The sequence below is a fragment of the Pseudomonas sp. AM4(2022) genome (genome assembly GCF_036346515.1).
GTDB classification, from domain to species: Bacteria; Pseudomonadota; Gammaproteobacteria; order Pseudomonadales; family Pseudomonadaceae; genus Aquipseudomonas; species Aquipseudomonas paracarnis.
The window spans coordinates 61,523-87,364 of the sequence record NZ_JAOTNW010000007.1 but is presented as its reverse complement, the minus strand read 5'-3'; the positions used below and the strand labels follow the sequence as shown (position 1 = coordinate 87,364).

General features: G+C 55.8%; 43 protein-coding genes, 1 tRNA gene and 2 pseudogenes. 29 read left to right on the top strand and 17 right to left on the bottom strand.

Features of this window, described 5'->3' with window-relative positions; all coding sequences use genetic code 11:
• Positions 1 to 23: 23 nt before the first annotated feature.
• Genes ODQ19_RS11675 through murB form a run of 7 tightly spaced genes read left to right on the top strand, consistent with a single transcriptional unit; the run spans position 24 to position 4,545 of the window.
• Positions 24 to 659 (top strand): MotA/TolQ/ExbB proton channel family protein, encoded by a 636-nt coding sequence (locus ODQ19_RS11675; RefSeq protein ID WP_003192043.1) that lies wholly within the window; start codon positions 24 to 26, stop codon positions 657 to 659.
• On the top strand, positions 656 to 1,084 hold the full coding sequence (locus ODQ19_RS11670; RefSeq protein WP_014718877.1) for an ExbD/TolR family protein: 429 nt from the start codon (positions 656 to 658) through the stop codon (positions 1,082 to 1,084). Before ODQ19_RS11675 ends, ODQ19_RS11670 begins: the two co-directional genes overlap by 4 nt.
• Complete coding sequence (gene lpxK / locus ODQ19_RS11665; RefSeq protein ID WP_330210102.1) at positions 1,084 to 2,094, top strand: tetraacyldisaccharide 4'-kinase; 1,011 nt, start codon at positions 1,084 to 1,086, stop codon at positions 2,092 to 2,094. The genes ODQ19_RS11670 and lpxK overlap by 1 nt, the downstream gene beginning before the upstream one ends.
• 24 nt (positions 2,095 to 2,118) lie before the next feature.
• Positions 2,119 to 2,304, top strand: a complete 186-nt coding sequence (locus ODQ19_RS11660; protein ID WP_003174668.1) for a Trm112 family protein — start codon at positions 2,119 to 2,121, stop codon at positions 2,302 to 2,304.
• Positions 2,301 to 3,065 (top strand): 3-deoxy-manno-octulosonate cytidylyltransferase, encoded by a 765-nt coding sequence (gene kdsB, locus ODQ19_RS11655; RefSeq protein WP_330210101.1) that lies wholly within the window; start codon positions 2,301 to 2,303, stop codon positions 3,063 to 3,065. The genes ODQ19_RS11660 and kdsB overlap by 4 nt, the downstream gene beginning before the upstream one ends.
• Complete coding sequence (locus ODQ19_RS11650) at positions 3,065 to 3,529, top strand: low molecular weight protein-tyrosine-phosphatase (RefSeq protein WP_330210100.1); 465 nt, start codon at positions 3,065 to 3,067, stop codon at positions 3,527 to 3,529. Before kdsB ends, ODQ19_RS11650 begins: the two co-directional genes overlap by 1 nt.
• Entirely contained in the window at positions 3,526 to 4,545 is a 1,020-nt protein-coding gene (murB, locus tag ODQ19_RS11645) for a UDP-N-acetylmuramate dehydrogenase (protein WP_330210099.1), read from the top strand. The genes ODQ19_RS11650 and murB overlap by 4 nt, the downstream gene beginning before the upstream one ends.
• A gap of 71 nt (positions 4,546 to 4,616) precedes the next feature.
• On the opposite strand, the gene ODQ19_RS11640 is transcribed toward murB, so the two are convergent.
• Positions 4,617 to 5,288: a Bax inhibitor-1/YccA family protein gene (locus tag ODQ19_RS11640; protein WP_003192030.1), complete on the bottom strand. Its 672-nt coding sequence runs from the start codon at positions 5,286 to 5,288 to the stop codon at positions 4,617 to 4,619.
• Positions 5,289 to 5,440: 152 nt separating this feature from the next.
• Between ODQ19_RS11640 and ODQ19_RS11635 the strand changes: the two genes are divergently transcribed.
• Positions 5,441 to 5,531: transfer RNA gene (locus ODQ19_RS11635), tRNA-Ser, on the top strand.
• 127 nt (positions 5,532 to 5,658) lie between these two features.
• Here the strand turns inward: ODQ19_RS11635 and ODQ19_RS11630 are convergent.
• Genes ODQ19_RS11630 through ODQ19_RS11615 form a run of 4 tightly spaced genes read right to left on the bottom strand, consistent with a single transcriptional unit; the run spans position 5,659 to position 7,608 of the window.
• Positions 5,659 to 6,723: a tyrosine-type recombinase/integrase gene (locus ODQ19_RS11630; RefSeq protein WP_116665256.1), complete on the bottom strand. Its 1,065-nt coding sequence runs from the start codon at positions 6,721 to 6,723 to the stop codon at positions 5,659 to 5,661.
• A gap of 4 nt (positions 6,724 to 6,727) precedes the next feature.
• The gene (locus ODQ19_RS11625; RefSeq protein ID WP_032872120.1) at positions 6,728 to 6,964 is read right to left on the bottom strand and encodes a DUF4224 domain-containing protein; all 237 of its coding nucleotides are present in this window, start codon (positions 6,962 to 6,964) and stop codon (positions 6,728 to 6,730) included.
• 11 nt (positions 6,965 to 6,975) lie between these two features.
• Positions 6,976 to 7,206, bottom strand: coding sequence for a hypothetical protein (locus tag ODQ19_RS11620; RefSeq protein WP_116665257.1), 231 nt, complete (start codon positions 7,204 to 7,206; stop codon positions 6,976 to 6,978).
• A 42-nt stretch (positions 7,207 to 7,248) separates the two neighbouring features.
• Positions 7,249 to 7,608 (bottom strand): hypothetical protein, encoded by a 360-nt coding sequence (locus ODQ19_RS11615; RefSeq protein ID WP_116665258.1) that lies wholly within the window; start codon positions 7,606 to 7,608, stop codon positions 7,249 to 7,251.
• Positions 7,609 to 7,722: 114 nt separating this feature from the next.
• Here ODQ19_RS11615 and ODQ19_RS11610 point away from each other — a divergent pair, with 114 nt between their 5' ends.
• The gene (locus tag ODQ19_RS11610) at positions 7,723 to 8,238 is read left to right on the top strand and encodes a hypothetical protein (RefSeq protein ID WP_116665259.1); all 516 of its coding nucleotides are present in this window, start codon (positions 7,723 to 7,725) and stop codon (positions 8,236 to 8,238) included.
• Between the two features lie 74 nt (positions 8,239 to 8,312).
• On the opposite strand, the gene ODQ19_RS11605 is transcribed toward ODQ19_RS11610, so the two are convergent.
• Both ODQ19_RS11605 and ODQ19_RS11600 read right to left on the bottom strand, forming a co-directional pair.
• Complete coding sequence (locus ODQ19_RS11605) at positions 8,313 to 8,624, bottom strand: DUF4406 domain-containing protein (RefSeq protein ID WP_330210098.1); 312 nt, start codon at positions 8,622 to 8,624, stop codon at positions 8,313 to 8,315.
• Positions 8,621 to 9,058 carry a hypothetical protein gene (locus tag ODQ19_RS11600; protein WP_116665261.1) on the bottom strand — a complete coding sequence of 146 codons (438 nt, stop codon included), beginning with the start codon at positions 9,056 to 9,058 and terminating at the stop codon, positions 8,621 to 8,623. Before ODQ19_RS11600 ends, ODQ19_RS11605 begins: the two co-directional genes overlap by 4 nt.
• A gap of 469 nt (positions 9,059 to 9,527) precedes the next feature.
• Between ODQ19_RS11600 and ODQ19_RS11595 the strand changes: the two genes are divergently transcribed.
• Together ODQ19_RS11595 and ODQ19_RS11590 are read left to right on the top strand one after the other, a co-directional pair.
• Positions 9,528 to 9,974, top strand: a complete 447-nt coding sequence (locus ODQ19_RS11595; RefSeq protein ID WP_330210097.1) for a DUF6864 domain-containing function — start codon at positions 9,528 to 9,530, stop codon at positions 9,972 to 9,974.
• Position 9,975: 1 nt separating this feature from the next.
• Entirely contained in the window at positions 9,976 to 10,248 is a 273-nt protein-coding gene (locus tag ODQ19_RS11590) for a hypothetical protein (RefSeq protein ID WP_133298296.1), read from the top strand.
• 189 nt (positions 10,249 to 10,437) lie between these two features.
• On the opposite strand, the gene ODQ19_RS11585 is transcribed toward ODQ19_RS11590, so the two are convergent.
• Positions 10,438 to 10,689, bottom strand: a complete 252-nt coding sequence (locus ODQ19_RS11585) for a hypothetical protein (RefSeq protein ID WP_330210096.1) — start codon at positions 10,687 to 10,689, stop codon at positions 10,438 to 10,440.
• 97 nt (positions 10,690 to 10,786) lie between these two features.
• Between ODQ19_RS11585 and ODQ19_RS11580 the strand changes: the two genes are divergently transcribed.
• Positions 10,787 to 11,002: a hypothetical protein gene (locus ODQ19_RS11580; RefSeq protein WP_116665265.1), complete on the top strand. Its 216-nt coding sequence runs from the start codon at positions 10,787 to 10,789 to the stop codon at positions 11,000 to 11,002.
• An 18-nt stretch (positions 11,003 to 11,020) separates the two neighbouring features.
• Here the strand turns inward: ODQ19_RS11580 and yejK are convergent, their stop codons facing one another.
• Positions 11,021 to 12,028 (bottom strand): nucleoid-associated protein YejK, encoded by a 1,008-nt coding sequence (gene yejK, locus ODQ19_RS11575; RefSeq protein WP_116665266.1) that lies wholly within the window; start codon positions 12,026 to 12,028, stop codon positions 11,021 to 11,023.
• 548 nt (positions 12,029 to 12,576) lie between these two features.
• Between yejK and ODQ19_RS11570 the strand changes: the two genes are divergently transcribed.
• A complete protein-coding gene (locus ODQ19_RS11570) occupies positions 12,577 to 12,777 on the top strand; it encodes a hypothetical protein (RefSeq protein WP_330210095.1) in 201 nt (66 codons plus the stop codon).
• Positions 12,778 to 12,815: 38 nt separating this feature from the next.
• On the opposite strand, the gene ODQ19_RS11565 is transcribed toward ODQ19_RS11570, so the two are convergent.
• Complete coding sequence (locus ODQ19_RS11565) at positions 12,816 to 13,451, bottom strand: hypothetical protein (protein ID WP_116665268.1); 636 nt, start codon at positions 13,449 to 13,451, stop codon at positions 12,816 to 12,818.
• 95 nt (positions 13,452 to 13,546) lie between these two features.
• Between ODQ19_RS11565 and ODQ19_RS11560 the strand changes: the two genes are divergently transcribed.
• Positions 13,547 to 14,092 (top strand): hypothetical protein, encoded by a 546-nt coding sequence (locus ODQ19_RS11560; RefSeq protein WP_330210094.1) that lies wholly within the window; start codon positions 13,547 to 13,549, stop codon positions 14,090 to 14,092.
• A 61-nt stretch (positions 14,093 to 14,153) separates the two neighbouring features.
• Here the strand turns inward: ODQ19_RS11560 and ODQ19_RS11555 are convergent, their stop codons facing one another.
• Both ODQ19_RS11555 and ODQ19_RS11550 read right to left on the bottom strand, forming a co-directional pair.
• The gene (locus ODQ19_RS11555) at positions 14,154 to 14,642 is read right to left on the bottom strand and encodes a hypothetical protein (protein ID WP_116665270.1); all 489 of its coding nucleotides are present in this window, start codon (positions 14,640 to 14,642) and stop codon (positions 14,154 to 14,156) included.
• Positions 14,643 to 14,711: 69 nt separating this feature from the next.
• Positions 14,712 to 14,909 (bottom strand): annotated as a pseudogene (locus tag ODQ19_RS11550) (hypothetical protein); the annotation flags it as partial.
• A gap of 2 nt (positions 14,910 to 14,911) precedes the next feature.
• On the opposite strand from ODQ19_RS11550, the gene ODQ19_RS11545 reads away from it, so the two are divergent.
• The 5 genes from ODQ19_RS11545 (at position 14,912) to ODQ19_RS11525 (ending at position 18,080) form a co-directional block, all read left to right on the top strand.
• Positions 14,912 to 15,247, top strand: coding sequence for a hypothetical protein (locus ODQ19_RS11545; RefSeq protein WP_116665271.1), 336 nt, complete (start codon positions 14,912 to 14,914; stop codon positions 15,245 to 15,247).
• A 49-nt stretch (positions 15,248 to 15,296) separates the two neighbouring features.
• Positions 15,297 to 15,593, top strand: coding sequence for a hypothetical protein (locus ODQ19_RS11540; RefSeq protein ID WP_116665272.1), 297 nt, complete (start codon positions 15,297 to 15,299; stop codon positions 15,591 to 15,593).
• A gap of 119 nt (positions 15,594 to 15,712) precedes the next feature.
• Entirely contained in the window at positions 15,713 to 15,901 is a 189-nt protein-coding gene (locus ODQ19_RS11535) for a DUF2188 domain-containing protein (RefSeq protein WP_116665273.1), read from the top strand.
• Between the two features lie 614 nt (positions 15,902 to 16,515).
• Positions 16,516 to 17,805 carry a group II intron reverse transcriptase/maturase gene (gene ltrA, locus ODQ19_RS11530; protein WP_116665275.1) on the top strand — a complete coding sequence of 430 codons (1,290 nt, stop codon included), beginning with the start codon at positions 16,516 to 16,518 and terminating at the stop codon, positions 17,803 to 17,805.
• Positions 17,806 to 17,888: 83 nt separating this feature from the next.
• A complete protein-coding gene (locus ODQ19_RS11525; RefSeq protein WP_116665276.1) occupies positions 17,889 to 18,080 on the top strand; it encodes a hypothetical protein in 192 nt (63 codons plus the stop codon).
• A gap of 16 nt (positions 18,081 to 18,096) precedes the next feature.
• Here ODQ19_RS11525 and ODQ19_RS11520 read toward each other — a convergent pair whose 3' ends face one another.
• Positions 18,097 to 18,537 carry a hypothetical protein gene (locus tag ODQ19_RS11520; protein WP_116665277.1) on the bottom strand — a complete coding sequence of 147 codons (441 nt, stop codon included), beginning with the start codon at positions 18,535 to 18,537 and terminating at the stop codon, positions 18,097 to 18,099.
• Positions 18,538 to 18,981: 444 nt separating this feature from the next.
• Between ODQ19_RS11520 and ODQ19_RS11515 the strand changes: the two are divergent.
• A pseudogene (locus ODQ19_RS11515) lies at positions 18,982 to 19,167 on the top strand (putative metallopeptidase); the annotation flags it as partial.
• 14 nt (positions 19,168 to 19,181) lie between these two features.
• Here the strand turns inward: ODQ19_RS11515 and ODQ19_RS11510 are convergent.
• The gene (locus ODQ19_RS11510; protein ID WP_330210093.1) at positions 19,182 to 19,799 is read right to left on the bottom strand and encodes a hypothetical protein; all 618 of its coding nucleotides are present in this window, start codon (positions 19,797 to 19,799) and stop codon (positions 19,182 to 19,184) included.
• A gap of 45 nt (positions 19,800 to 19,844) precedes the next feature.
• Here ODQ19_RS11510 and ODQ19_RS11505 point away from each other — a divergent pair, with 45 nt between their 5' ends.
• From ODQ19_RS11505 to ODQ19_RS11475, 7 genes are all read left to right on the top strand, one after another.
• Entirely contained in the window at positions 19,845 to 20,465 is a 621-nt protein-coding gene (locus ODQ19_RS11505; protein WP_116665279.1) for a terminase small subunit, read from the top strand.
• A 24-nt stretch (positions 20,466 to 20,489) separates the two neighbouring features.
• The gene (locus ODQ19_RS11500; protein ID WP_330210092.1) at positions 20,490 to 21,152 is read left to right on the top strand and encodes a P22 phage major capsid protein family protein; all 663 of its coding nucleotides are present in this window, start codon (positions 20,490 to 20,492) and stop codon (positions 21,150 to 21,152) included.
• Between the two features lie 34 nt (positions 21,153 to 21,186).
• Entirely contained in the window at positions 21,187 to 21,321 is a 135-nt protein-coding gene (locus tag ODQ19_RS11495; RefSeq protein ID WP_330210091.1) for a hypothetical protein, read from the top strand.
• Complete coding sequence (locus tag ODQ19_RS11490) at positions 21,318 to 21,737, top strand: phage tail terminator-like protein (RefSeq protein ID WP_116665280.1); 420 nt, start codon at positions 21,318 to 21,320, stop codon at positions 21,735 to 21,737. Before ODQ19_RS11495 ends, ODQ19_RS11490 begins: the two co-directional genes overlap by 4 nt.
• 71 nt (positions 21,738 to 21,808) lie before the next feature.
• Complete coding sequence (locus ODQ19_RS11485) at positions 21,809 to 22,465, top strand: phage tail protein (protein ID WP_330210090.1); 657 nt, start codon at positions 21,809 to 21,811, stop codon at positions 22,463 to 22,465.
• Positions 22,466 to 22,468: 3 nt separating this feature from the next.
• Entirely contained in the window at positions 22,469 to 22,849 is a 381-nt protein-coding gene (locus ODQ19_RS11480; protein WP_116665282.1) for a phage tail assembly chaperone, read from the top strand.
• A gap of 47 nt (positions 22,850 to 22,896) precedes the next feature.
• Positions 22,897 to 23,175 carry a DUF1799 domain-containing protein gene (locus tag ODQ19_RS11475; protein ID WP_116665283.1) on the top strand — a complete coding sequence of 93 codons (279 nt, stop codon included), beginning with the start codon at positions 22,897 to 22,899 and terminating at the stop codon, positions 23,173 to 23,175.
• A 73-nt stretch (positions 23,176 to 23,248) separates the two neighbouring features.
• On the opposite strand, the gene ODQ19_RS11470 is transcribed toward ODQ19_RS11475, so the two are convergent.
• Positions 23,249 to 24,130 carry a S1 family peptidase gene (locus ODQ19_RS11470; RefSeq protein WP_116665284.1) on the bottom strand — a complete coding sequence of 294 codons (882 nt, stop codon included), beginning with the start codon at positions 24,128 to 24,130 and terminating at the stop codon, positions 23,249 to 23,251.
• 26 nt (positions 24,131 to 24,156) lie between these two features.
• On the opposite strand from ODQ19_RS11470, the gene ODQ19_RS11465 reads away from it, so the two are divergent.
• Together ODQ19_RS11465 and ODQ19_RS11460 are read left to right on the top strand one after the other, a co-directional pair.
• Positions 24,157 to 24,456 (top strand): hypothetical protein, encoded by a 300-nt coding sequence (locus ODQ19_RS11465; protein ID WP_133298298.1) that lies wholly within the window; start codon positions 24,157 to 24,159, stop codon positions 24,454 to 24,456.
• Between the two features lie 114 nt (positions 24,457 to 24,570).
• Positions 24,571 to 25,203, top strand: a complete 633-nt coding sequence (locus ODQ19_RS11460) for an AbiU2 domain-containing protein (RefSeq protein WP_256660359.1) — start codon at positions 24,571 to 24,573, stop codon at positions 25,201 to 25,203.
• Positions 25,204 to 25,258: 55 nt separating this feature from the next.
• Here ODQ19_RS11460 and ODQ19_RS11455 read toward each other — a convergent pair whose 3' ends face one another.
• Positions 25,259 to 25,588 carry a hypothetical protein gene (locus ODQ19_RS11455; protein WP_116665286.1) on the bottom strand — a complete coding sequence of 110 codons (330 nt, stop codon included), beginning with the start codon at positions 25,586 to 25,588 and terminating at the stop codon, positions 25,259 to 25,261.
• A 42-nt stretch (positions 25,589 to 25,630) separates the two neighbouring features.
• Entirely contained in the window at positions 25,631 to 25,840 is a 210-nt protein-coding gene (locus ODQ19_RS11450) for a hypothetical protein (protein ID WP_116665287.1), read from the bottom strand.
• Positions 25,841 to 25,842 lie beyond the last annotated feature (2 nt).

Here is a 25,842-nt window from a genome sequence, read left to right as displayed (position 1 = left end):
ACTTTTTCGAGGGGACATTCACTGTGTGGGAATTGGTCAAATCCGGCGGCTGGATGATGTTGCCGATCATTCTGAGCTCCATCGTCGCACTCGGCATCGTCGCCGAGCGCCTGTGGACCCTGCGCGCCAGTCGCGTCACCCCCGAGCACTTGCTGGGGCAAGTCTGGGGCTGGATCAAGAACAAGCAGCTCGACAAGCAGAAGCTCAAGGAGCTGCGTGCCAATTCGCCACTGGGTGAAATCCTCGCCGCCGGCCTGGCCAATTCCAAGCATGGTCGCGAGATCATGAAGGAGTGCATCGAAGAGGCGGCCGCCCGGGTTATCCATGAACTGGAACGCTACATCAACGCCCTTGGCACCATCGCCGCCATGGCGCCGTTGCTGGGTTTGCTCGGCACGGTATTGGGCATGATCGATATCTTCAGCGCGTTCACGGGCTCGGGCATGACCACCAACGCGTCGGTACTGGCGGGGGGCATTTCCAAGGCGTTGATCACCACCGCCGCGGGCTTGATGGTGGGTATCCCTTCGGTGTTCTTCCACCGTTTCCTGCAGCGGCGCATTGATGAACTGGTGGTCGGCATGGAACAGGAAGCCATCAAGCTGGTAGAGGTGGTGCAGGGCGACCGTGATGTAGACCTGGTCGAGGGCAAAGCGTGAAATTTCGCCGCAAGCAACGGGAAAATGTCGATATCAACCTCGCGTCGTTGATCGACGTGGTGTTTATCCTGCTGCTGTTCTTTGTCGTGACCACCACCTTCACCCGCGAAACCCAGCTGCGTGTCGACTTGCCTGAAGCGGTAAGCGGCTCGCCTGCCGAAGACCAGCAGGTCAAGCAACTGGACATCGCCATCAGCGCCGAAGGGGTGTTTTCGGTGAATAACCAGTTGCTGGAGAAAAACGACCTTGCCAGCCTGATGGAGGCCTTGCAGAAGGAGTCCGGCGGCGACACCCAGTTGCCGCTGTCCATCAGCGCCGATGGCAAAACCCCGCATCAAGCTGTGATCACCGCCATGGACGCTGCCGGCAAGCTCGGTTTCAGCCATTTGCGCATGACCACCGTCGAGGCGGCGAGCCCGCCCTGATGGCCATGTCCGATCGTTTACTCAAGGCCTGGTACGAGGGCCACCCGGCACTGGTGGTGCTGCGGCCGCTGGAATCGCTGTATCGGTGCGTGGTGCAACGTAAGCGTGCGCGCTTCGTGGCGGGCGAGGGCGAGATTTATCAAGCGCCGGTGCCAGTGGTCGTGGTGGGCAATATCACTGTGGGAGGCACCGGCAAAACGCCGTTGATCCTTTGGTTGATCGAGCACTGCCGCCGCAGCGGTTTGCGCCTGGGCGTGGTCAGCCGAGGCTACGGTGCCAAGCCGCCGCAGTTGCCGTGGCGGGTCGAGGCCGGCCACAGTGCCGAGTGGGCCGGTGATGAACCCTTGCTGATCGTGCAGCGCAGCGGCGTCCCTTTGATGATCGACCCCGATCGCAGTCGCGCGGTAAAGGCCCTGCTGGCTAGTGAGCCCCTGGACCTGATCCTCTCCGATGACGGCCTGCAGCACTACCGCCTGGCCCGCGATCTTGAACTGGTGCTGATCGATGCCGCCCGCGGCCTCGGCAACCGCCGCTGCCTGCCAGCCGGGCCGTTGCGCGAACCGGTGGAGCGCCTGCACAGTGTGGACGCGGTACTCTATAACGGTGCCGTTTCGGACCGTGAAGAGGGTTTTGCCTTCCGCCTGCAGCCCACAGCGCTGGTCAACCTGCACAGCGGCGAGCGCCAGCCGGTGACCTATTTTCCGCAGGGCCAGCAGGTGCATGCGGTGGCCGGCATAGGTAACCCGCAACGTTTCTTCAATACCCTTGAAACGCTACACTGGCAGCCGCTACCCCATGCTTTTGCCGACCACGCGCCCTACAGCGCCGAGGTCTTGAATTTTACCCCGTCATTGCCGCTGGTCATGACCGAAAAGGACGCGGTGAAGTGCCGCGCCTTTGCCCAGCCCGACTGGTGGTACCTTGCGGTGGATGCGGTACCGTCGCCGGCGTTCGTCGCCTGGTTCGACACGCAGCTGATGCGTCTGCTGCCCAACCGTCTCTTGCCTTAAAACGCTTCTTTCCAGGAAACACTCATGGACACCAAACTGCTCGATATCCTTGCTTGCCCGATCTGCAAAGGCCCGCTCAAGCTCAGCGCTGACAAAACCGAGCTGATCAGCAAAGGTGCCGGCCTGGCTTACCCTATCCGTGACGGCATCCCGGTCATGCTCGAAAGCGAAGCCCGTACTCTGACCACCGATGAGCGCCTGGATAAATGACCACCGCCTTTACCGTTGTCATTCCCTCGCGCTATGCCTCGACCCGCCTGCCGGGCAAGCCGTTGCAAATGATCGGCGACAAGCCGATGGTCCAGCTGGTGTGGGAGCAAGCCTGCAAAAGCAGCGCGGAGCGCGTGGTGGTAGCCACCGATGACGCGCGTATTGTCGAGGCGTGCAAAGGCTTTGGGGCCGAAGCGGTACTGACCTGCGAAGACCATAATTCCGGCACTGACCGCCTGGCCGAAGTGGCGACCAAGCTTGGCCTGGCCCCCGACGCTATCGTGGTGAACGTGCAGGGTGACGAGCCGTTGATCCCGCCAAGCATCATTGACCAGGTCGCAGCCAACCTGGCCGCCGATGCGCAAGCGCGCATGGCGACCCTGGCCGAGCCGATCAAAGACCTTGAAACCCTGTTCAACCCGAACGTGGTGAAGGTGGTCAGCGATATCAACGGACTGGCCTTGACGTTCAGCCGTTCGGTGTTGCCCTGGGCGCGGGATGCCTTCGCCAAGCGCCCTGACGTGTTGCCGGAAGGTGTGCCGTATCGCCGCCATATCGGCATTTATGCCTACCGCGCCGGTTTCCTGCACGACTTCGTCAGTTGGGGCCCGTGCTGGCTGGAGAACACCGAATCTCTGGAGCAACTGCGTGCCCTTTGGCATGGCGTGCGTATCCACGTGGGCGATGCGTTGGAAGCGCCGCCAGCCGGCGTCGACACCCAGGAAGACCTCGAACGCGTCCGTCGCCTGCTGGGCGCCTGATGGAAGTTCTGTTTGTTTGCCTGGGCAATATCTGCCGCTCGCCAACCGCTGAAGGCATCTTGCGTCATAAGTTGCGCGAAGCCGGCTTGGCTGGCCAGGTTGAGGTGGCGTCTGCCGGTACCGGGGAATGGCATGTCGGCAACCCGCCGGACCAGCGCAGTCAACGTGCGGCGCTGGTGCGAGGTTATGATTTGTCGAGCCAGCGTGCCCAGCAGGTTTCCCGCGCGGACTTTGCCCGCTATGACCTGATCCTGGCTATGGACCACAGCAACCTGCGCAACCTCAAAGCCATGCAGCCAGGGCAGGGTAAGGCGGAGCTGGATTTGTTCCTGCGTCGCTTTGATGGCGAAGTGGACGAGGTGCCAGACCCTTACTATGAAGGTGAGCAAGGTTTCGAACGGGTCCTCGACCTGATCGAACGCGCCTGTGATTTATTGGTGATCGAATTGAAGGGGCGGTTATGACCTTGCAAGTGCGTGCGCAGGTATCGCTCAAGCCATTCAACAGCTTTGGCATTGATGTGAGTGCGCGATTATTTGCCGAGGCCCACAGTGATGCTGACGTGCGCGAGGCCATCGCCTATGCCGTCGCACAAACGGTGCCGTTGCTGGTGATCGGTGGCGGCAGCAATTTGCTGTTGACCCAGGATATTCCGGCGTTGGTGTTGCGTATGGCGACCCAAGGCATTCGCGTGCTGAGCGACGATGGCACGCGGGTGGTGGTCGAAGCCGAAGCGGGCGAAGCCTGGCATCCGTTTGTGCTGTGGACGCTTGAGCACGGCTTCTGCGGCCTGGAAAACCTCAGCCTGATCCCCGGCACTGTCGGAGCCGCGCCGATGCAGAACATCGGTGCCTATGGCGTAGAGATCAAGGATGTTTTCGCCGGCCTCACCGCCCTGGATCGCCAGACGGGCGAACTGCGGGACTTCAGCCTGGACGAATGCAACTTTGCTTACCGTGACAGCCTGTTCAAGCACGAAGTCGGGCGCTGGCTGATCCTGCGGGTACGCTTTGCCCTTAGCCGCGCCACCCATCTGAAACTCGACTACGGCCCGGTGCAACAGCGCCTGGTCGCGCAGGGAATCACCGAGGCCACGCCAAGCGATGTGAGCCGCGCGATCTGCAGCATTCGCCGCGAGAAACTGCCAGACCCGGCAGAGCTGGGCAATGCCGGCAGCTTCTTCAAGAATCCGCTGGTACCCCAAGCCTTGGCTGTTGAGCTGCAAAGCCAGTATCCGGACCTGGTGGCCTACCCCCAGGCCGACGGCCAGATGAAACTCGCCGCCGGCTGGCTGATCGACAAGGCTGGTTGGAAGGGCTTCCGGGAGGGCGATGCAGGCGTGCACAAGCTGCAAGCGCTGGTGCTGGTCAACTACGGCACGGCCACCGGGCAGGAGATTGCCCAGCTGGCGCTACGCATCCAGCAAGATATCTTCAAGCGCTTCAAGGTCGAGCTGGAAATGGAACCCAATCAGTACTGAGCTTTATCGGGCCTGGAAATGAAAATGCCCCGTATCTCGCGATACGGGGCATTTTTTATTGCTGCGATTGATCAGTCATCGCGGCTCATGATGCCGAAGATCTGCAACAGGCTGATGAACAGGTTGTAGATCGACACATACAGGCTGATGGTCGCCATGATGTAGTTACGCTCACCGCCGTGGATGATGGCGCTGGTCTGGAACAGGATGCACACCGAGGAAAACAGCACAAAACCCGCGCTGATCGCCAGTTGCAGGCCGCTGATCTGGAAGAACATGCTGGCCACCACGGCCGCCAGCAACACGAAGAAGCCTGCGGTGATGAAGCCACCCAGGAAGCTCATGTCCTTACGGCTGATCAGCACGTAGGCCGACAGACCACCAAACACCAGGGCCGTCATGGCAAACGCCGAGCTGACCACTTCCGCACCGCCGGCCATGCCCAGGTAACGGTTGAGGATCGGGCCGAGGATAAAGCCCATGAAACCGGTCAAGGCAAACGCCGACACCAGGCCCCAGGCCGAGTCGCGCAGCTTGTTGGTCAGGAAGAACAGACCATAGAAGCCGATCAATACGACAAAGATATTCGGGTAACCGACGCGCATCTGCTGGGCCACGTACGCCATCACGCCGCTGAATGCGAGGGTAAGGGCGAGCAAGCCGTAGGTGTTGCGCAACACGCGGCTGACTTCAAGCTGCTCAGCCTGCGCGTTGCCATTCACTGCGTAATTCTGTTCGCGCATGGCGACACTCCTTCAGTTTTGAAACGTTCAGTCGCAAAGATCATAACAGACGCTCTGTAACAAGCGATGCAGAGAGTTTGACAGTGTGTTTCATTCGGGTATTATGGCGCCCGCTGACATGGGATGAGCTACTATAATCCTGTGATGCACAAGGGAAATTGGCAGAGTGGTTGAATGCACCGGTCTTGAAAACCGGCGGACGTTAATAGCGTCTCCAGGGTTCGAATCCCTGGTTTCCCGCCAAGATTTACACGAAAGCCTCGCGAAAGCGGGGCTTTTGCGTTTCTGGGGTTAGTCTCAGAAAAATCTCTACAGCCTGATCGTTTCCGCATCATTTCCGGCAGTTTCCGCAACCTAGTGCTGACCGCGGTCAGCGCGTCGGCTTCACAATCTCCCCAACACGACGGTAAACCGTCTCGGTTATCCGCTTGTCCGTATGCCCCAACAGGCGGCTGGCATCGCCCAGGTCCAGAATCTCACTGGCAGCTTTCGGGCGGATGTCACGGAACTGAAACTGCCGAATACTAGATGCAAGAACACCATCGCCTGCCTCTCTGGCGATGGCGATTGCTTTGTCGCGAGCATCGTCAAAGCGTAGCCGGAGCATGTGCTTAGTCACCTGCCTGCCGTCTTCTGTGATTATCAGGTAAGGGTTTCGTACGCCCCGGGAGCGTCTTTGCTCTATCAGCCTTGCAACCAAGGCGCCCAGATCATTGAGTGCGCCGGCAGCGGTTAGGCGAATGCGTAGTTTCTTCGATGTCTTTCCCTGGGACACCTGCAGGAATTCGTTCACGGCGTCCGCCTCCCGCATGGACAGCGTATCCGCCGGGCGCTGAGCAGTCAGGTAGGCCAGGTCCATAGCGTCACGTAGTTCCGAGGCTGCGACTGCATACACGGCGCCCCAAATTTCCTCGGTGGCGTAGAAGTCGCGCGGCACCTCTTTGTTCTTGCGCACGCCGGCGGCGGGGTTGTTTTCGGTGAGTCCCCACTCCCGCGCAATGTTGTAGATGTGGGATAGCAGGGATATCTCCCTATTGGCTCGAACCTTGGCGGTCCGGCTGTCCCGGTACTGCGCGATGATCTGTGGCGAAACCGCATCAATGGGAGCGTCGTTGAAAGCCTTGCGAAGCTGTTTAAGGCTCAGCAGGTTGTCGCTTTGCGTCTTGGGCTTCTTGCCTGGGATGATCTCCCGCTCGTAACGATCAAACACCTGGGTCAGTAGGGCGTTCTTCTTCGGTACCGGCTTGCAATCAAGCTTTGCCCATTCAGCCTTGGCGATATCCAAATCACCCCCGAGCGGGATTTCCACCCGCTTCCCGTCTTCATTCCTTCCGTCGTAGTAGTAGCCCACCCATTCTTTACCGCCTTTCAGCGTGCGTACGCGCCGAATCATTCGCGGCGGCAGGTCCCTGTTTGCCGCCTTTTTCGCTCGCATCGTTTTATCCTACCCGTGACAAGTCCAACGACCAGGCTTCGGCCGCAACGTTTTCTGCTGAAGGTTTTACGCCTGCCAGCTTCATCCGGGCGTATACCCGGCCCACTACCGGCCGGCGCGCCCGGGTCAGCACGTACTTCCATCCATTCAGGTTGAGCCACGCAATTTGGCGTGACGGGATCATATATCCAGTGATTGCCGCGATTTCTTCTTCGGCAAGGGTTTCGCTTTGCATTTCCATGGCGTGCACCTCTATGCCTCTGGTTTGTCGAGAAAGCTCGCGGGACGTGCCGTCTTGATGATTTGAATTGCCAGGCCGAAGCTGATCAGCAGCCAGGCGCATGTGCCGGTGAAGGCGTAGAGCAGTGCCTCAGTGGTGCCGGTTTCCAGCAGGTCGAGCCCGAGCCAGCCGAACCATCCGATGGTTCCTACCAGGTACAGAAAAGCGCCCAGCAGTATCAGGGTGAGTTTCATAGCGAACATGGGGTGTTCTTGCCGCGCTGGGCGGCAGAAGGTGGGTTATGGTTAAGCCGCCTTGCGGGCGTCTGATGCGGCCATACGCCGCCGAGTGATTTGCAGCTGCAACCGGTACGCCTTGAATCGCCGACCGTCACCAGGAGGAATCTCTGGTGCCGTGTACGACAAGTCCTCTTCCAACTGACCGAAGTAGTAGAGGTGTTCACCATCTCCCATCCACTCAGGCTGAACTGTCGCCCAATTGCGAGCAGACAAACAGGATGGGCAGGTCTTGAAGGTGGACATGTCGCCATCCCAGCGCCCAGTGATGAGCTGGTACTGCTGGCCGGGCTGGATCGGGCTGTAGCATTCACAGCATTTGTGCTGCTTGCGTGCTACGGGCATGGTTTCCGTTTGAAAGTCGGACATACGAATGCCTCGCCCGCCGCTCACCGGCAGGCTGTTAGGTTGGTTTGGGTCAAGGAATGGTGCAGAATCAGATAGCCATCATGATTGGCGCGCGTTCATCACGGAGAACAGAGCATGTCGTTACAGCAAGCAAAAAAATTGGCTGAAGTGCGGGAGCAAGTGGACGCTGCTGCTAAAAAGGTTGGAGAATTGCACGAAGCTTTTCGAAATCAAATCAATGAAGAAGTGCTGAGTAACTTTCGGAGCTACTTAGAGGTTAATGATTTCATAGTTACCAAAACATCCGCCGGTGCAGAGGGTCAATACAAAGACTTAAAAATAGCACTTGTCTTGCCTGGGCCTGAAGAGCGCTATATGGGCGTCTATCATGGGTTTGACGTATTGATTGACAGCAAGAAAAACGATGTTCGAATTCTTCCACGTTTCACTGGTATGCCCGAAAGGCCTTTAGTGCGCAGCGGTGATGCGACTCGGCTCTTAGAAGAAGATCTTCGCCTCCTAAATGAAGAGGCGAAAAACGCGAAATTAGCGAGTTATAAGTTTGAATGCACCCAAAAAGGCTCTGGACCTAATAAGTCGGTTTTGACAAAAGAAACAGTTGCCGAAGTAATTGACTACTTTTCCGCGTAACAAAAGTATTCAAAGGCAATCAACAAATCACGCCGCAAGGAATTTAAATCCTTGCGGCGTTTTTATGTCACGTCTTATGCAATCTCCGTCGATACCAGGTCTTGGGCATTCACAACCGTCATGCCGAGGCGTTCGGCGATCAGGACTTCCAGGCGGGCACCCTTTGAATGCTCCCAGCCGGGCAGGGTGGCCACGGTGTCGCAGTCCATCAGGGCGGCAATGTCACGGCGCATGCAGTCGTTCCAGGTGCCGCCGTCTGGGTTGATCTCGGCGGGGTTGGTGACGGTGTGGCCGTTGGCGCGCAGGCTGGCGGTCATGCTGTGAAAGGTGGGGAAGTTCAGGCCTGGCAAGCCGCTCATGGGCCCGCTGAGGTAGATGCGTTTCATGCGGCCTCCTTTTGCTCTTCCGGCTTGCGGATCAAGCCCAGGCGCACGCCTTCGTCCCGAACAATCAAGATGTCGTCGCCATAGCCCCATGGATTCTCGAAGCCGTTATCCATCAGTGGCTGGAAATACCCGTAGCGCATCATCTTCCCGCTGAGTACGAACGAACCGATAGACCCGACCAGGCTCTTCAGTGTGCCGCCGTGCGAGAAGCCATCCCACGGGCCTTCCCTCGTAACATTGATGCGCGCCCCGGTGTAGTCATCGAACAGCCAGACGATATTGCGGCGGCCATTGAGAGCGAGATATGCATCGTGCCCGGCGCCCTTGTTACGAAAGAAGCAGCGGCCGCAGTTGGCGATCACCCTGAGGTATTCGTTTGCAGCGATGATCCGATCCAGGCGCTGCTGGCCGATGGTTTTGTTTTCTGTAGGCATGGAGAGTCCTTGCCGGGCCATGCCCGGGCGGTGTGGTGCTACGATGGCCCCTTCCTCTAAATGGGCAGGACCATGACCAAGCACGATATTTACGATGAGATCGAAGGCTTTCAGGTTTGGAACTACATGGAGTGCGAAGGACGAGGAAGGCCGGGAGACCTGGCGAATCAACGTCGAGGTGAAGCGCGGTGGCGAGGCGGTGGTGCCGGTTGTTGCCGGTGACCGAACCTATGTTGACCGTGGCCTGGCACAGGTTGCTGGGCGTGAGGTCTGGGCCCGGTTGATTGCTGGGGCAGGCCTATAGGTTTTCTGCAGGCATGGTGAGTTCCGGTCTGGCCATCCCCTGGCGGTGGAGTGGGACGCATGATTTGTTTTTATTGAGGATGAGCCGTGAGCTATTGAATTACACGGATTTCACTTTGCGAAGCAGGTATTGCCTTTTTGTCATCGACCACCGAAAGGTGCAGGTATGGATAAACAGAGAAGCCTGTGCTCAAATTGTCAATTTCCAGTGGAGTCAGTGATTAATATGTTCTCAGTTAGTTGTATCGGATCTCCGACGGGTAAAAAGCTTGTGTCTCATGGAGTAATCCTTGGCCTGGAGGGCTCATCTGTACAGTTTGAAATAAACGTTCCAGATATCCCGATGCCTTTAGTGGTTGATTTTATGCTCTTGGATGATTCTTCTAAGCCGCCTCTAACAGTCGAGGTGAACGAAATTGTTAATAATTCCGTAGCTGTGAGTTTTTTTAATAGCATTCGCAGCGGAAGAAGTGGTATTCCAGAGCCAGTAAGTATTGTTGGCGTAAATAATATTGAGCTTCAAATGGTATTTCATCTTGAACGCCACCCGCAGGCACCCAGCTATTTACTTTTCTATTCGTTCTATGAAGCTCCTGCTGGGTGGGGTTTTTAGAATGAAAGACTGGAATACATATGCTCAGTCTCGTAAAACAACTTCTTCTGGGAGTGGCGCCGAGGCTACCGTGAAGGAGTATCTATCGATTAAGTTGGCAGATAATTGGATAGCTGTTGTTGTCGTGATTGTTATGGTGGTGTTTGCGGTCGCTGGTGTGGTGTGTCTAATACCTGATAAGGGGGCGGTGAATGCTTCAAGCGTGTGGTTTTTTGATGCGGCTAAGTTATGCCTGGGTGTTTTTCTTGGTCTTCTAACCGCAGGGAAAAAGTAATCAAATTTCATCCGATTTTAATCGGTAGAGAATACTTGCATACATCACTAAATTAGGCTGCTTGTGAGTCCTGCTTCGGCGGCCATTCCGAAAACCCAACGCGGGGAGCCTTCGTCTTCGGGTTGATGATCGGCTTTCCTTTGGCGTCCACCAGCACCGCCTTGGCCCTGATCTGCATGTCTCGGCATCTCAGCGTCTTGCGTGCCAACTCAATGAACTGCTCGGCGTACTGCGGGGCATCGAAGAGCGGTGAGAGCTGGCGGACCGTACCCCCCCCATGATCTTCTCGGTGCGCTTGGCGACCAGCTCCAGCCACTCGGCTTCCGGTATCGGCTCGACGCCGCCAGGAGCCTTGGCGTTCTTCCTGGTGCCAGCCGTCTTCTTGCGGGCCTCTGTCTTGGCGACATCGAGGGGCATTCCAAACACTGCAAAGGTGCTCATGGCTTATCTCCAAGCGTGCGCCTGCCTCGCCGGCTGGCGTGATTCGTTGATATGGGGTATTACGGGTGACCGGCATGGAGCCGGATCAGGAGTGGAAATGGCATTCGATAAACGAACCCAACGATTTATCAATGTTCTCGATTCAGCAAAGTCACAAGCTGCTGCCGATGGCATAGAGCTGACTTCAGACGAAGCTGCGAAGGCTGCGATGAAAAAAGCTCTAGGTGCCAAGAGAGGGAGGACTCGAAAGAAAAAGAAGGGCCGCGGCGGATCCCCGTTTCTGCCAGGTAGCTTCGAAAGCTCTTCCAGGTAAGCGCCGCCGCGAGCGATATCAGGCTGATGCGCGCTTGAGCTGCTCGGTGAGTTGAGTAGGCAGGCCCCGGAGCGTAAGCGTGCCTCCTTCTTCGTCAAACTTGATCTTGTCGCCGAGCAGGTACGCCTCGAAGCTGATCGACATCCCCTCGGCCCGGCCGGTGAATCGCCGGAATTTGTTGAGCGTCTTTTTATCCGGCGGCAGGGTTTCAGAAAGTCCGTAGTCCTTCGCCTTGATGAAGTCGTAGAAACTTCGCGGCTGGTTTTCGTCTATCAGACCCGACAGCTCATCAAGGGCGATTGGCTCGCCCATCTTGGCCTGTGCCATGGAGTAGCTCACCAGCGTGTGCGTCTTCTCGCGTGCCGACTCTTCTGGCAGATCCTCGCTTTCAACAAAGTCGCTGAACGCCTTCAGCAGCGTCCGGGTTTCTCCCGGGCCGTCTACGCCTTCCTGGCAACCGATGAAGTCGCGGAAATAATCGTTTAGCTTCCGGCCTTGCTTGCCCTTCAGGTACGAGATGTACTGTTTCGACTGGCGGTTGGTCTGCCATTCGCTGATGTTGATGCGAGCGGCCAGGCGTACGTGGTCCAGGTCCAGGCGCTTCACCGTCATCAGGGCCAGCTCTTCGGTCATGGTCACCGCTTCGGTTTCCTGCAACAGGGCGATGACCAGGTAATCGTTCAGGCCTTGCTGGTAGTGACAGAAGAGGGCGTGCCCGCCCGTGGCCAGGTTCGACTCCTCCATGAGCTTGACCAGGTGCTCGACGGCGATGGTGCTGAACTTGAAAAAGTCACTGACTCCTGCCAGGTACTTACCGAGCCAGCCGCTTAGTGGGAAGGCACCTGATTCGGCATGGAAGAAGCCCCAGCCCTTGCCGGTAGCGCCGTTGTAGCTTTCGTTGAACTGGTGCATCAGATCGTCACGGGCTTGGCTCTCTACTTGCTCGGCGCCGCTGAGGAACAGAACGGCCGGGGTGCCGTCTGGCTTTTTGTCGATCTTGTGGATTGCGCTGTGAAGTACGGGCATTGCTTTTGCCTCAGGTAGGCGCCGCCCTCCGCTGTCCGGTGGTGGCAATTTGGTTTTGGTGGTCTATAACCTTAGAGCTGGCATCGGGCTAGCACGAATGCGCGAGGTGTCTATGCGAGTGAGGATTTGGATAGGTTTTTTCGTCGCACTGATTTTGTCTGGCCCAGCATTTGCGGATCCTGTCGTAACGGTCAGATACAATGAACGCTGCGGTTTCGCCTCAGCCGGCCAAATTGCACATCTGATAAACAGCGATGCCAAACGGGCATATAAGGTCGTCGTAAAAGAGATCTTCAACCCATGGGGCGGGGGAAAGCCAACAGAAACCTTTAAACACTTCACTCTTCAACCCACAGAAGATCGTTCCTTGCAGTGCAGCTACGGCGACGACCACTATCCATACAAAATGAGATGGGTAGTCGTAAGCGAAACCCCGAGCTGAGTATCGTGTTTTTTCAGGTAAGCATCACTCTTTACCGCAACGGTAATGCGGTGATGGCTGGAGTATTACGGATGACCGGCATGGAGCCGGATCAAGGAGGAACGCGATGTTTATCAAAGAGTGCTGTGAAGAGGTAATGCACAAGATTGACGACGGGTCCAATGCCAACGGCTTTTATAAAACGGGAGAGCGAAGCATGATCGGCAAGGATATTTCGTTCTACACCTGCGAGACATGTTCCTGCCAATGGCGCAGGACCCAGGAGACATTTTCTCCTTTTGAGTCCGTCTGGGCGGAAGATCGCTAGCTTAGACTTTCCGGGCCATTGCAATTTATGAAGCTGGATCAGACTGATTCATGCTCAGCGATGAAGTAGTCCCAGGCTGCTTTATCGCCTTGGGCTACGTACCACTTCAGTTCCTCGCCTTCTTCCGTGTCAGTGACCGAGCCGCCGTACTGGGCTCCGGGGAAAGTGAATAGCCCTTTGTTGCCGCACCATGGATAACCACCGGTGAACTCGGTGAAAGTGACACCTGGGCGCTCCGCTGCTACCCGAATCTTGAATTCTTCAAATCTGGCATTGCGGGCCGTGACCTCGGCTTCGTGCCCGGTCTTGCAGTCCGCAGAGCAGTAGACCACTCGACCATCGAACACCAGGTTCAGTGCAATATCGGCTTCGCTCTCTTCATCCCAATAGCTGGTATCACTGTCGCACCTGGCGCCGCAATGATTACAGCCGAACCACCAGCCGGCGTCGATGTAAGCCTTCGCCGGGATAATGCGCTGGCCCGCATACTGGTCGGCCCAATGCGCTCGTCGGCATGATACTGCGCCGAAGTCAGTGCCAATCTCGTCCGCACCCTGACGTCGAGCTGCCGCGTTCGAGGTGGCGAACTGGATGTTGGATTCTTCGGGGTCGTTGGTCTCTACGGAGTAGGCCAGCACCTTGCGTGATGCCGGATCGAGTTTTGGCTTGCTCATGGATTATCTCCAGTCAGATTTCGCCCTCAGTGAGTCGGCGGGCGGTAGGTTGCTTTGCTCGAAAATGCGATGATGTAAAAAAATGGAGAGCGCGCATGTTAAAAGAAGAGGCTTTAATCCCGTTAGTAGGCGCCGTGGTGGTTGCTGTAATCGCTGGTGCAATTTCACTGTCTGTAGCTATTTTGACTAAAGATCAGAAGACATCGGAGTTCCGTCAGTCATGGATCGACTCGCTACGAAATGATGTTTCAAAGCTAGCAGGGATTATGTATGCAATGCTCAGCTTTGCTGATTCCGTTAAAGCGAAGGGCGAAAGTCATGCTTATGAATTTCTAGTGTCCAGTAAAGATAGCTTTGTTGACATGGTGAACCTGATAACGAGGATTAGACTGCGGCTTAATGTTAAAGAACACGCTCGTCTCCTCGCGGTTTTAGATACTATGAGCCAAGGGGAAGGTCTCAGCAAAAAGCAAACTGAATCCCTGATTGAGGGGGTAGTCGCAGAAACTCAATTGGTTTTGAAAACTGAGTGGCAGCGCGTGAAAAGAGGGGAAAAGTCCTTCCAGATTCTGAAGTGGTCCTCTGCATTTGTATTGCTGGCAGGTGTGATTGGTGTAACTTGGTATTTCTACCCGTCTTGATTTTTAGCACTCCAAACTGGCTGTGTGCCTTTTGGTTACATGCAGCGAAATGTTAGAGTTTTCAGTCGTTGTCGCCTTCGTCTTCTGCATTCATTTTGAGCGATTCGGCAAAGCCTGCTTGCCGTAATTTGTGCGCCACGTTTTCGGATACATCTAAAACGTGGCGCTTAATTTTGAAGTAGCTTGCGGATTCATCGGCGCCGAGCGAGTGGGCGTGTGCGATCAGTCGCCAGATGGTAGCCCGGTCTTTCGACTCGCCCAGTTCGGCGGTGAGCGATGACAACCGGTCACGCATTCCCGGGCGGAAGTAGTGACGGATGATATCGGACGTCCCTTTGACCTTCGGTGGCGCCGGTGGCAGATCCTCGGCTCGGCCATTCAGCACCAGTAGCTGCATCGCCTCGCTGACTTCCTCGATCTCATGCCAGCGCATCAACTCGTCGAGCATCTGCCGGGTGCCGTACGGTACCGTGTGCCGCAATTCCTGCTCGCCCAGTTCCTGCCGCTTTTCGGCAAGCTTGGCCGTGCGTTCCTTCTGTTCGGCTGCCATGGCCTACCTCTTCTATTCCGCTGGCCGGCAGTGCGAGCCAGGTTTGACGTTTACGTTGCTGGGGGCGGGCTATGCGGCGCATGAATCGACCTTCACCTGATTCCAGGCTCCAACCGCTTCGAAGATCCGCGCGGCGTGCTCCTCGTCCAGCGACAGGGTGTCGGGGATAGCGATCCAGCCGGAAGCCACCATCTGGCTTTGATTGGCCTCTTCGCGCAGCTTCTTGTAGCAATGTTCGATCACGTCCTCCAGATGGTCAGAAATCCACCATGAACCTTGAATTGATTAACTCCATCGCTTGCGGCCTGATCGCCTTCTGGGCGACCTGGTGCGTACTGAGCGGGAAGGTGAGAGACGGTATCCTGGGCAAGCTGGTTTATTCGGCGATCGCCATAAGCGGGTTCGTTGTCATGGCTCGCAGCCAGAGCATCTTCTTCGGCCCGACTACTGCTGGCCTGACGCTGCATATCGCCCTGGCTATGGCCGGTGCCCGCCATATCTTCATGGTCACCTACTGGCAGACGGTAAAGGCCTGGCTGTGCAAGACGCTGAACTGCGAGCAGTGCATGACGTGCACCGATGAGCGCAGGCGAAAAACCGATTAAACCAAAGGCGCCCGGTACTGCCGGCGCCAATCTATTGAGGGTGGCCCGAATGGATTACGTCCTCGGCGACCATGCCTACTCAGTCAGCTACCAAGAGCTACGCGAAGAGCACGCCCGATACGTCCAGATGACTGACAAGCGCTTCCTGAAAGAATTACCAGGGGCTATGCACTTCGCCGTGTTCGTGTGCTGGTTCAAGGAGCTGCCGACAAGCCAGGTGCTTTCGGATGAGGGGATCGTCCACCAGCTGGCCCACCTTATCCATTTGAAGGGTGAACCGGTTGTGATGCGACGTCTTGGAGAGATTCGGGAGCTGTTCGACCAACAACTGCGGCTTGCACCGTAATCCGCGCCACGTTTTCGAATGCGCCAAATCGTGGCGCGACACGCGGTAGTCACAGACCCAAAAAGCGAGTGTATGGTGGTTAGGACAGCCCGAGATTATCTCTAGAAAAGGAGGTGATTATGAGTGTTCCTATCCTGACCAAGATGCATATCAATGGTTACGACGTCCTAAGCGTAAACCACGGTCCTTGGAGGGTCTGTACGAATGCTGATCGGTTCGGCTCGTTCCGCACGCGTGAAGAGGCATTTGCTTTTGCAGCGACGCTGCCTGTGAGGGTGGTGCGAACCAAGCGTCATACAAGCGCGTAGTAGACGAAGCAACTCTCGAATTGGCCTCGGCAACCGCCGGGGCTTTTTTATGGGTGCGCCAGGCATGGCGCGTTGCGCGTCAGCGCAACCAGCTTGGCTGTGGTGGCCACGCTGGTGACTTGGAGGTGAAAGTCCTCTACACACCCGGCAAGGGGAAGTGTTAGCCAGAGGCAAGGGTGTCGCGGGTGACTGCGAATCTGAAGGAAGCCCGAGGCAAAATGCTGGCCTGACGAACAGGAAGCGGATAGAGGCGGCACAGCGGGGTAAGGCGGCCCAAACCGTCAAAGCCCGATACTTGCACGGAACGCTGTGACGTAAATCCGACAGGCATAAGCAGGAAGGTCGCGCGAATTACCCTGGGAGATCTGTAGGTTTGCCACTGTGCTACCGAGCGTCGAGAGGCGACGGGATGAACCTACAGAAGTCAGCCGAGGCCGTAGTAAGTGGCAAGTAACCATGCTACCAAGGGCCGAACAGGTTATGCCGCCAGTAGGCGTCAGAGTCTCGTCGAATGTCGGAAAGCAGAAATCTCTCCACAAGAGGGCTGTAACCCCCCAAGTCCCGGACGGAATCCGGGGTTTGCGGCTGGCAGTGCGCAGACATCGGCGGCGTCTGTGACGTGGACGAACGCGGAGCCGGACACGCTGATGGCGCGGGTGCTAGCACCGGCCAACCTCAGGCGTGCGTATCAACGCGTGGTCAGCAACAAGGGCGCGCCGGGTGCCGATGGCATGATGGTCGACGACTTGGCGGGCTACGTGAAACAGTGTTGGCCGATCCTCAAGACTCGGTTGCTGGCCGGCGAATATCACCCCCAAGGTGTACGCGCCGTCGACATCCCCAAGCCCAAAGGCGGCACAAGGCAGCTGGGTATCCCCAGCGTCGTGGATCGCCTGATCCAACAGGCACTGTTGCAACAGCTCACGCCGATCTTCGACCCACTGTTCTCGGACTACAGCTACGGTTTTCGTCCGGGCAGAAGCGCTCATCAAGCCATCGAAACCGCCCGTGACCATGTAGCGGCGGGACACCGCTGGTGCGTGGAACTTGATCTCGAGAAGTTCTTTGATCGGGTCAATCACGATGTCCTGATGGCCCATGTTGCGTGTCAAATCGAAGACAAACGCGTCCTTACGCTGATCCGTCGTTATCTCGAAGCGGGGACGATGTCAGGCGGACTCGTCAGCCGACGGCAGGAAGGGACGCCGCAAGGCGGCCCGCTCTCGCCGTTGCTGTCGAACATCCTGCTCAACGAACTCGACCGCGAACTGGAACGGCGGGGCCATCGCTTCGTGCGCTATGCCGACGATGCGAACATTTATGTGCGCAGTCATCGTGCAGGCGAACGGGTCATGGCCAGTGTTGAGCGCTTCCTGACTCAGCGTCTGAAACTGACACTGAATCGGGAAAAGAGCCGTGTGGCACGGCCTTGGGCCTGTGATTACTTAGGTTATGGGATGAGCTGGCATAAGCAGCCGAAGCTGAGAGTAGCGAGCATAAGCCTGCACTGCCTGCGCGACCGACTCAGGGAACTCTTGCGTCGGGTACGGGCCCGCTCAATGAGATATATCGTTGAGCAAATGACTCCCGTGCTGCGTGGTTGGGCTGGCTACTTCAAGCTGAGTCAGAGCAAGCGGCCACTTGAGGAGCTTGATGGTTGGGTGCGTCACAAACTTCGTTGCGTCATATGGCGTCAATGGAAGCGGCCCTCTACGAGGGCGCGCAACCTGATACGTTTGGGAATCAACGAGGCGCGGGCGTGGAAATCGGCGGTCAATGGCCGAGGCCCATGGTGGAACTCGGGAGCGTCACATATGAATCAGGCGCTACCGAAGAAGCTCTGGGATCGACTCGGGCTGGTCTCAATACTGGATACGATAAACCGGCTTAATCGCATAACCTGAACCGCCGTATACGGAACCGTACGTACGGTGGTGTGAGAGGACGGCGGATGTAAATCCGCCTCCTACTCGATCAGGGTAATTTTATGAGTAATGTCACCCGTCTGCACCACGCGCTACCGATAAGCCAGGACATCAACAAGGCCCTGACCGATTTGGACAGCGCCATTGCCAAAGCAATCGACGCGGCCAAGGCTGCCGGCCTGCCTCAGGGCTTCGTCGTATCTCTCCTGCATGGGTACGCCCAGCAGCAGACCAGCATAATGGTAGAGCGATAGCGGTAAAGAGAGAGTGCTAGTGGCCAATCAGTAATTTGGTTTCGCATAAGCTGAAGTCATATTCGAGTAGCGCCTCCTCTTTGCTACCCCAGTAATTTGTCAATAGTTTGGCCGCTCGTTCGGAGACTAGGAACGGTATGGTCTGAAATCCTTCTACAGCTAATGCAAGGGTGCGGTGCCTGCCAGACATGAAGTCCGGTTCAGTTGTGTAGATCAATGAGCCGATTTCAAACGGGGGAGACTCCGTTGAACGAATGAAATCGATTGCGCCTTGAACCCGCTGGTTGTGATCAACCGCCGGGACACGCTTCAAGCCCTCTCTGGCGAGGTTTACTGCGAAACCTGATTTAAGAATGACGATGGCGGGAATATCACCAATTCGGTATCCAGTTCCCAGAACAGGCAATGGAAGGTAAGGACGGTCGGAGCAAGCCAGTTTCGTTTTGGTCAAGAGCATCTCGGTCTCATTTTCAATATCGATCCTCGGCGAGTTTGCCTTTTTCGATAGTTTCACTATTCAACGGTCCCAAGAACGACGAACTTTAGCGGTTTGAATATTTTTTTTGAGCCACCAATAATGACAACCAAGCAACCCGACTGCGAGGCAATCGAACGCGCCTACCGGGCCGGGTTGCATTGTGGTTAGGGTTTAAATATTTGCCATAGGGTGACGCCTCCTAGCACAAATATCAGCACTGTTTTCGGTGTGAGTCGCCCCATTAGGTAAAGTCCAATCAAGATGACAAGAAGCGCCTTCGATATTGTCTCTGTGTAGCTCATGCGTATCGCCTGTAATGAATGAGCTACCTATCCTCCACGCCTAATTCACTCCTGAGTGCTGTATTCGTACCATTTTCCGGTCTGAATTAAACGTGCTGTCGCTACAAAGATCAGGTGATCAATGAACAGACCGATGCCTCCCGCATCACTGATTGAGCTGTCGGAGCTATCCGACGTCGGTATTCGGCTGACTCCAGCCACAGAGGTTTGGGAATGGCTACAAACCAAGATCCTTGCCGACACCGGCACCATTCACAACGAAGACCATGCCCACCTACTGGATGCAGACATCCGGGTCATGTGGGCGTGATCAAGCTTCTATCAAAACAACGCATAGCTAAACTTAGTGCGAGGGATGCGTGCCGTAGCCGTCCTTGTTTCGTGATAAGGCTGCCCGACACCATAGAGCTTGTCCTCAATCATAGCTCTCACGTCAATCGCCGGGTCGTAAGGGAAAATGCCCAACGCCCAGATTGATCGTAGATCTAGCTGCGACTTTCGAATCTTGGCCACCTTGGCGAGGTCGGCGACCATATTCGTAAGGCAGTTCCCTAGCTGAATATGTTGCTTTATCTCGAGCGCAACATAGCGATCTTTAGGCCAGTGTTTCTTTCTGATAATGAAGTCTGGCTTGAAAAAATATCCCAACTTTTCTCTGCGATAATCAAATTCAACTGCGTATTCGCGCTCCCAGTCAGGTTCGGAAATATGCTCTGACAGGAAGCGTGCGAATTCGACCTGAAACCAAATTTCCCATCCGGTTATCTGCTGCTCCTGGATGACTCGTAGGGCTGACCGAATATTGGGCATTTTAAAGAAGCCGTTGAGAAGGTCGTGCATGTATTCAAAGTCAGCTTGTGGCTTTTTCATCTTCATTCCTAGATTTTCGTCCGGCACCGCCTCCCGCGGCGCGTACTGATACTGGCATCCAGCCATCATTTCAAGTCCTACCCAAGCGAGGCATCAAAGTCTCAAGGAACCCCTATGGCGCTGACAGCAAAACAGCAGCGCTTCGTCGATGAGTACCTGATAGACCTGAATGCCACGCAAGCAGCTATCCGCGCGGGGTACAGCAAGAAGACGGCGCGGCAGATAGCAGATCAGAACTTGTCAAAACTTGACATCAAGGCAGCGCTCGAAAAGCGCATGCAGTCAAGGTCGGCCCGCACCGAGATCACCCAAGATATGGTGCTTCGCGAACTGGCGAAGATCGGCTTCAGCGACATCCGTAAGGTCATCCGCTGGGGAGAGACGCAGGTCCGCATGGTCGACAGGGAGGATGACGCCCCTGAGGACATGGTTCCGTACCACGGCTTGGCACTGATCGACTCAACCGAGGTGGACGACTCAACAGCAGCAGCTATTGCTGAGGTATCTCAAGGCCGTGATGGGCTGAAGGTCAAGCTGCACGACAAGAAGGGCGCGCTGGTAGATATTGGCCGACACCTCGGTATGTTCACTGCGCCGGGGCATGCCGAGCTTGATGCTGAGCTGAAGCGTCTTGAGGTCGAGAAGCGACGTGCTGAGCTCAAGCTCATCGAGAAAGGCGGCGGCAACTCCAACGCCCAGCTACTGGCCGATCTGATCGCGAGGCTGCCGTCATGAAGGCCAACACCGGCAACCTGTTGTTTGATCGCCAACTGTCGCGATGGTATCGGTCAGGACGTACTGGTCCCGATCACCAGCGCAGAAGCTGTCGCTGACAACATCCCCGGCGTAACCGCTCCAGATACTGGCGATACCGCCGTTGACAACGTGGCCGTGGCCATCACCAAGAGCAAGCACGTTCCGGTTCGTTGGAACGGTGAGCAGACCAAGGGCCTGCAAAACGCGGGCACCTTCTCGTCCATTCAGGCTGATCGCTTCTACCAAGCGATGCGCACTCTGGTGAACGAGATCGAGAAGGATCTATGGGTTGAGGCCTACCGCAACGCATCCCGCGCCGTCGGCACCGCCGGCACTACGCCATTCGGTACCGCAGCAGATCTGTCCGACTTCGCTGGCGTCCTGGGCGTACTGGAGCAGAATGGTGCGCCTACCAACGATCTGCAGCTGGTTCTGGGGCATTCCGCCATCGGCAACATGCGCGGCAAGCAGTCTGGCCTGTTTAAAGTCAACGAGGCGGGCTCCAGCGACATGCTGCGCAACGGCATGACCGACCGCATCATGAACATGGCGATTCGTCATTCCCACCAGGTGGGCCGCCACGTCAAAGGTAGGCGCCACCGGCATGCTGGACCTTGTCGACCCAACTGGCTCTGCTGCCAAAGCCATTGGCAAGGGCGTTCTTGAGCATTACCAGATCGGCGTCGGGAAAATCTGGATCATGAACAATCTCCCATACGGCCCACGGCTTGAGTACGAAGGCTGGTCCAACCAGGCCCCGGCCGGAATGGTGCAGATCACCGTGACGGAATTTCAGATGTTCATAAATAAAGCCGTCTCGGAGCTTTCAGCATGAGCGATCGAATCATCCGAAGTCTGTTCGAGGCACGCCTGAAGGCCTGGGCTGACGCACGTACGCCAAAGCTGGTGATCGCGTATGAAGGCGTGACATTCACACCGCCAGCCGGAGGGGCTACCTACCTGAGGGCGTACCTGATGCCAGGGAATACCGACAGCGAGGACTTGGCCGGCAAGCACGTCTCCTATCGAGGTGTATTTCAGGTCAGCGTGGTCACAGCGTCAGGTTCGGGCACTGGCGCCGCCGGCGCGATTGCCGAAGAGATCGCACAGTTGTACCCGAACAACCTGCCACTGACGAAAGCGGACTTCACGGTTTACGTCCGCTCGCCCATGGCCACGGCCGCATCCATCCAGGGCGAGACTACGAGTACCTTGCCTCTGTCGTTTCAGTATCGAGCCGACACGTTCTAATCCGCCCGTTGGGCAAACCCCGAAACCCACCTATGTGCGGGTTTTGTCATTTCTGAAAAGAGGAAACACCAATGGCCGGCATCCAAATGCCCAACGGCGCAACACTTGAAATTGCATCGACTTACGGCGATGCAATCCCGTTCACCGCGCTGACCAATGCCAATCCTGCAATTGCGACCGCAGCAGCACATGGTCTTGCCGAAGGTGATGTGATCGCAGTTAACTCCGGCTGGACTCGCCTCGACGGTCGCGGTGTCCGTGTGGGGGTAATTGCCAGCGGAACCTTCGCCCTGGAAAGTGTGAACACTACCAACGTTCAGCAGTACCCAGCGGGCTCCGGTATCGGCACTGTCCGCGAGGTGACGGCCTTCACCGAGATCTCGCAGGTCACCGAAATGAACTCGGCCTGTGGCGATCAGCAGTTCCTTACCTTTGGTTTTGTGGCCGACGACAACGACCGCCAGATGCCGACCACCAAGAATCCAATCACGCTGACTTACACTGTCGCTGACGATCCGTCGAAGCCCTATGTGGCTGTTTGCGAGGCGGCAGACGACGACAAACAGCCTCGTTTGCTACGCCTGAACCTCCCGGGCGGTAGCAGCATTATCTACAACGGCTGCGTGTCGATCACTGCGACGCCGACCATGTCACGCAACAACCTGATGACCCGTGTTATCAGCGTTGACCTGACTGGCCTTCCAACTCGCTATGCAGCCGTGGTGTAACCCATGGCTAAGTTCAAATTGATCCAGAAGCCGACCTTCAAAGCGCCGGTGATGATCCAGCGGGCCGGGTACAACGCTGAAAAGGTGGAGTTCGAGTTCAAGTACCTGGACCGAACCGCGCTGGCCGAGCTGTATACCGGCTGGAACGAGCGGCACGACGAATTGAGTAAGCAGCTCGGCGACATGGACCTCAAGGCTTTCACTGCCGCCCAGATCGCCCTGCAAGCAGACCAACTGCTGGATGTGGTCGTCGGTTGGGATATTGAAGAAAAGTTCACGCCTGAAAACGTGCGCACCCTCGTCAACTCCATCAACTCAGCACCTAAGGCAGTGCTGAACGCGTACGCCGAAGCCTTCAGCGAAGCTCGCCTGGGAAACTCCTAAGCGCCTCCCGCGCGCTGTATGAACCAGGGCCGTCAGATGCAGACCTGATGGCCTTCGGCTTGTCCCGCCAGGATATACCCGACAAGGAAGTCGGCATCTGGCCCGACAACTGGGACGCCTTCAAGGTCTTCGAAGCCATGAGCACCCAGTGGCGCACAGGCGCGTGCGGCGCAACAGGCATGGACTACAGCGTTCTCTCCGGTGTGATTCGGATGTGTGGCGTGCCGATCAGCCAGCGACAAACTATTTTCAGCGACTTCCGGCGAATGGAGGCCGAAGCCCTTCAGGTGATGGCGGAGCAGCGGGAGAGTGCGCGAGGCTCCTGATCCTCAGGCACAAGCACGTAAAATGAGCAATAAGTCAAATGGCCAATACGTTCATTGGAAGCGCAATACACATTTAGAACATTGTTATTGTTCTGTTGAAGTTTATTGTCTGACCTGCAGGTCTCAATGTCATCATATTCTTGAGCGCCAAAATGTGCTTTGCTGGTATTACATATCCGAGATTTATCATGTGATCTACCTGTGCAAAGTCGTCGGCATTGCTCGGAATGTTTCTAATTACAATTTTGCCCTTGCTAGTGTGTATAGGTCCGGCATATAAAATCCCGATTAATTTGTTGGGGCGGCGCTTGAAGATTAAATTGCCTTGGTCTTCATGAATGGACTGAGTTTCTTTCAAAACAACTGGGCTTCCACTTGATCCAGGAAAGCATGCACAATCAATTACGAAATGCCGACGCCCATTAAAGTCAATTTTCGGGTCACTAGCCAGTGTTCCCTGCCGTATAATTGGTAGGTTGTGTTTTTCGTCAGAGAGCCCGGTTGGATAGCCAACCATGACAACGGTTTCGGCTAAGCCTAGCGTACTTAGGATCTCTTTTTCCGCGATATCATTCTCAGAGAACATGTTTCCATGGCCTGAGTATCCTGAGTCCGTTAAGTTTTGCAACAAGGCGGCAATGTTTATGGCCGCGAGATCTATATCGCTGTCAGGGTGTTCGAAAACTATACTGTTCAGTCCTTCCTGTAGTATGTATTCCGCAATACCTATTTTTTGCGTATGGTCAGATAGGGAAGAAAGGGAGAACTTTATTGATAGTTTTTTTGCGTCTTTCAGTACGTGCTTGTTTGTGATGAGTAGCGGCGCTATATCATTTTCACCCATGTTTATCGCGAACATAAATCCAGTCCCGCGTGACGCCCCTCCTGCTTCGGTGGTTTCGATAAGGGCGGTTGTTGTATCTAAAATATTTTTGGTTTTGGTGATTCCATTCATTTCTGACAAGTTCCTTGGAGGTTTTTATGGTTGAAGTGCTTCGGGTAAATAGCTTTAGTAGGTGTAAATCTTATGATCGGCGTGGAAGAGCATTCCTTGACGGGAATTTTGTTGATTTCGAAACAGAATTAGAAACCTTCTTGGTATTGGCCGCGAAATACTTACAGGGAAATATCAAAGAGATTCCTCTGTCAGATGCTGAGCACCCACGGTTCACGCTGGATACACCTCCATACGAAGAAGCGGCGGGGGTCAATGGCTGGCCTCAAAAAAACGCTCTGTTGCCGGCTCGCGACGGCGTGTGTTGGCACAACGCTACTACGTAGAAGCGCGCACCCGCTACTGGCATTCCATCCATGCTGGATGGGTGGACAGGGTGGCATCCTAGCTAACGGCATGGCAGGCTCCGCGGCCTCTTCAAACAGGAAGGAGTGCCGTCAGTGATCAGCGAGGACGAAAAGCGGGTTCAGTGCGTCAAAAGTATGGGTGGGGAGCTTGGTGTTTTGTATTGCGACCTCAACGATCAGCTAGTGGAAGTTCTGATTTTGTGGGAGCAATTCGAGCAGTTGTTCGGTGTGAATGAAGAAACCGTGCAGGTTTTGAATAGCTCAGCACCTTCCTTCTTCGGCATTGTGCAGGTGCAGTTTTTGGATGCTGTGATGCTTGGGGTATCAAGGCTTACCGATTCGCCTGAGAACAAATCTCAGAAAAACCTTTCCATTCGAGCGATCCCGCCGCTTGTCAGTGATTTGAACGTTCGGAGACAGGTGAACGATGCGCTCAAGGATGCGCTGGATGCGACGAAATTTGCACGCGATCACCGCAACAAACGTATTGCTCACAGTGATCTGCTGCATGTCCAAAGGGGTTCTGCTAAACCGCTGCCGCCTGCCAGCCGTACAAAGATCAAAGCGGCCCTGGATTCAATCTGTGCGGTTCTTGAGACACTTAACGGCCACTACCGGCAGTCAGAATTCGCTTACGACACTCTCATTTACGGTGGAGGCGCCGAGCGTGTCGTCGCTCTTTTGAGAGATGGCTTGAAGCATCAAGACAGCGAGTTGGAATATTGATCAATGAATCTAGCTCCGCGCTGGGCTTTTTGCGTCTGTACCATCGCCCGTAGTACTAATAATTCGCCCACTCAAGCGTTTTAAGGATTTTCGCGCGTTCAGTATGATCTGCGATCATGTCGCAAATCTGCCCCAGCAAGTCAAAATCCCCAATAGAGGATGGCGCAGTGAGGGGTAAGGTCCTGTTGATGGCGTTGAATAGTTCTGGGTCTTCGGTTGTATACCTAGAAATGACGACCTTCAGATCTTGAAGCCCCTTTATGGTTTGGCAGGCTGCAGGAATCGCATTACGAATGTTTTGCGCGTGCTTTGCTGGTGACAACGGTGGGTCTGATTTTTCCGGAGTTTTTCTAAAGAGGTTGTAGATCCATCCGCAGCATGACATTCAACGCTCCTTGTTTTGATCGAAAACAGCCCGCGGGCCGAGCTAGTCTTTGATTTCTTCAGGCAACTGCTGATCGAACATCTCGCTCAGAATTCTCGCGTGCTTGCGCTGCGTGACGGAGTAGAACAATTTTCGGCCGAGCAGAATGCTCTTCATGCTATGAGCTGAAATGAGCTTCTTCGTCGGTACTGAGATCTCTACGGTCGTGCCATCGCGGGTGTCGGTCACTTCCAGCTGGTAGGACTCAATCAAGT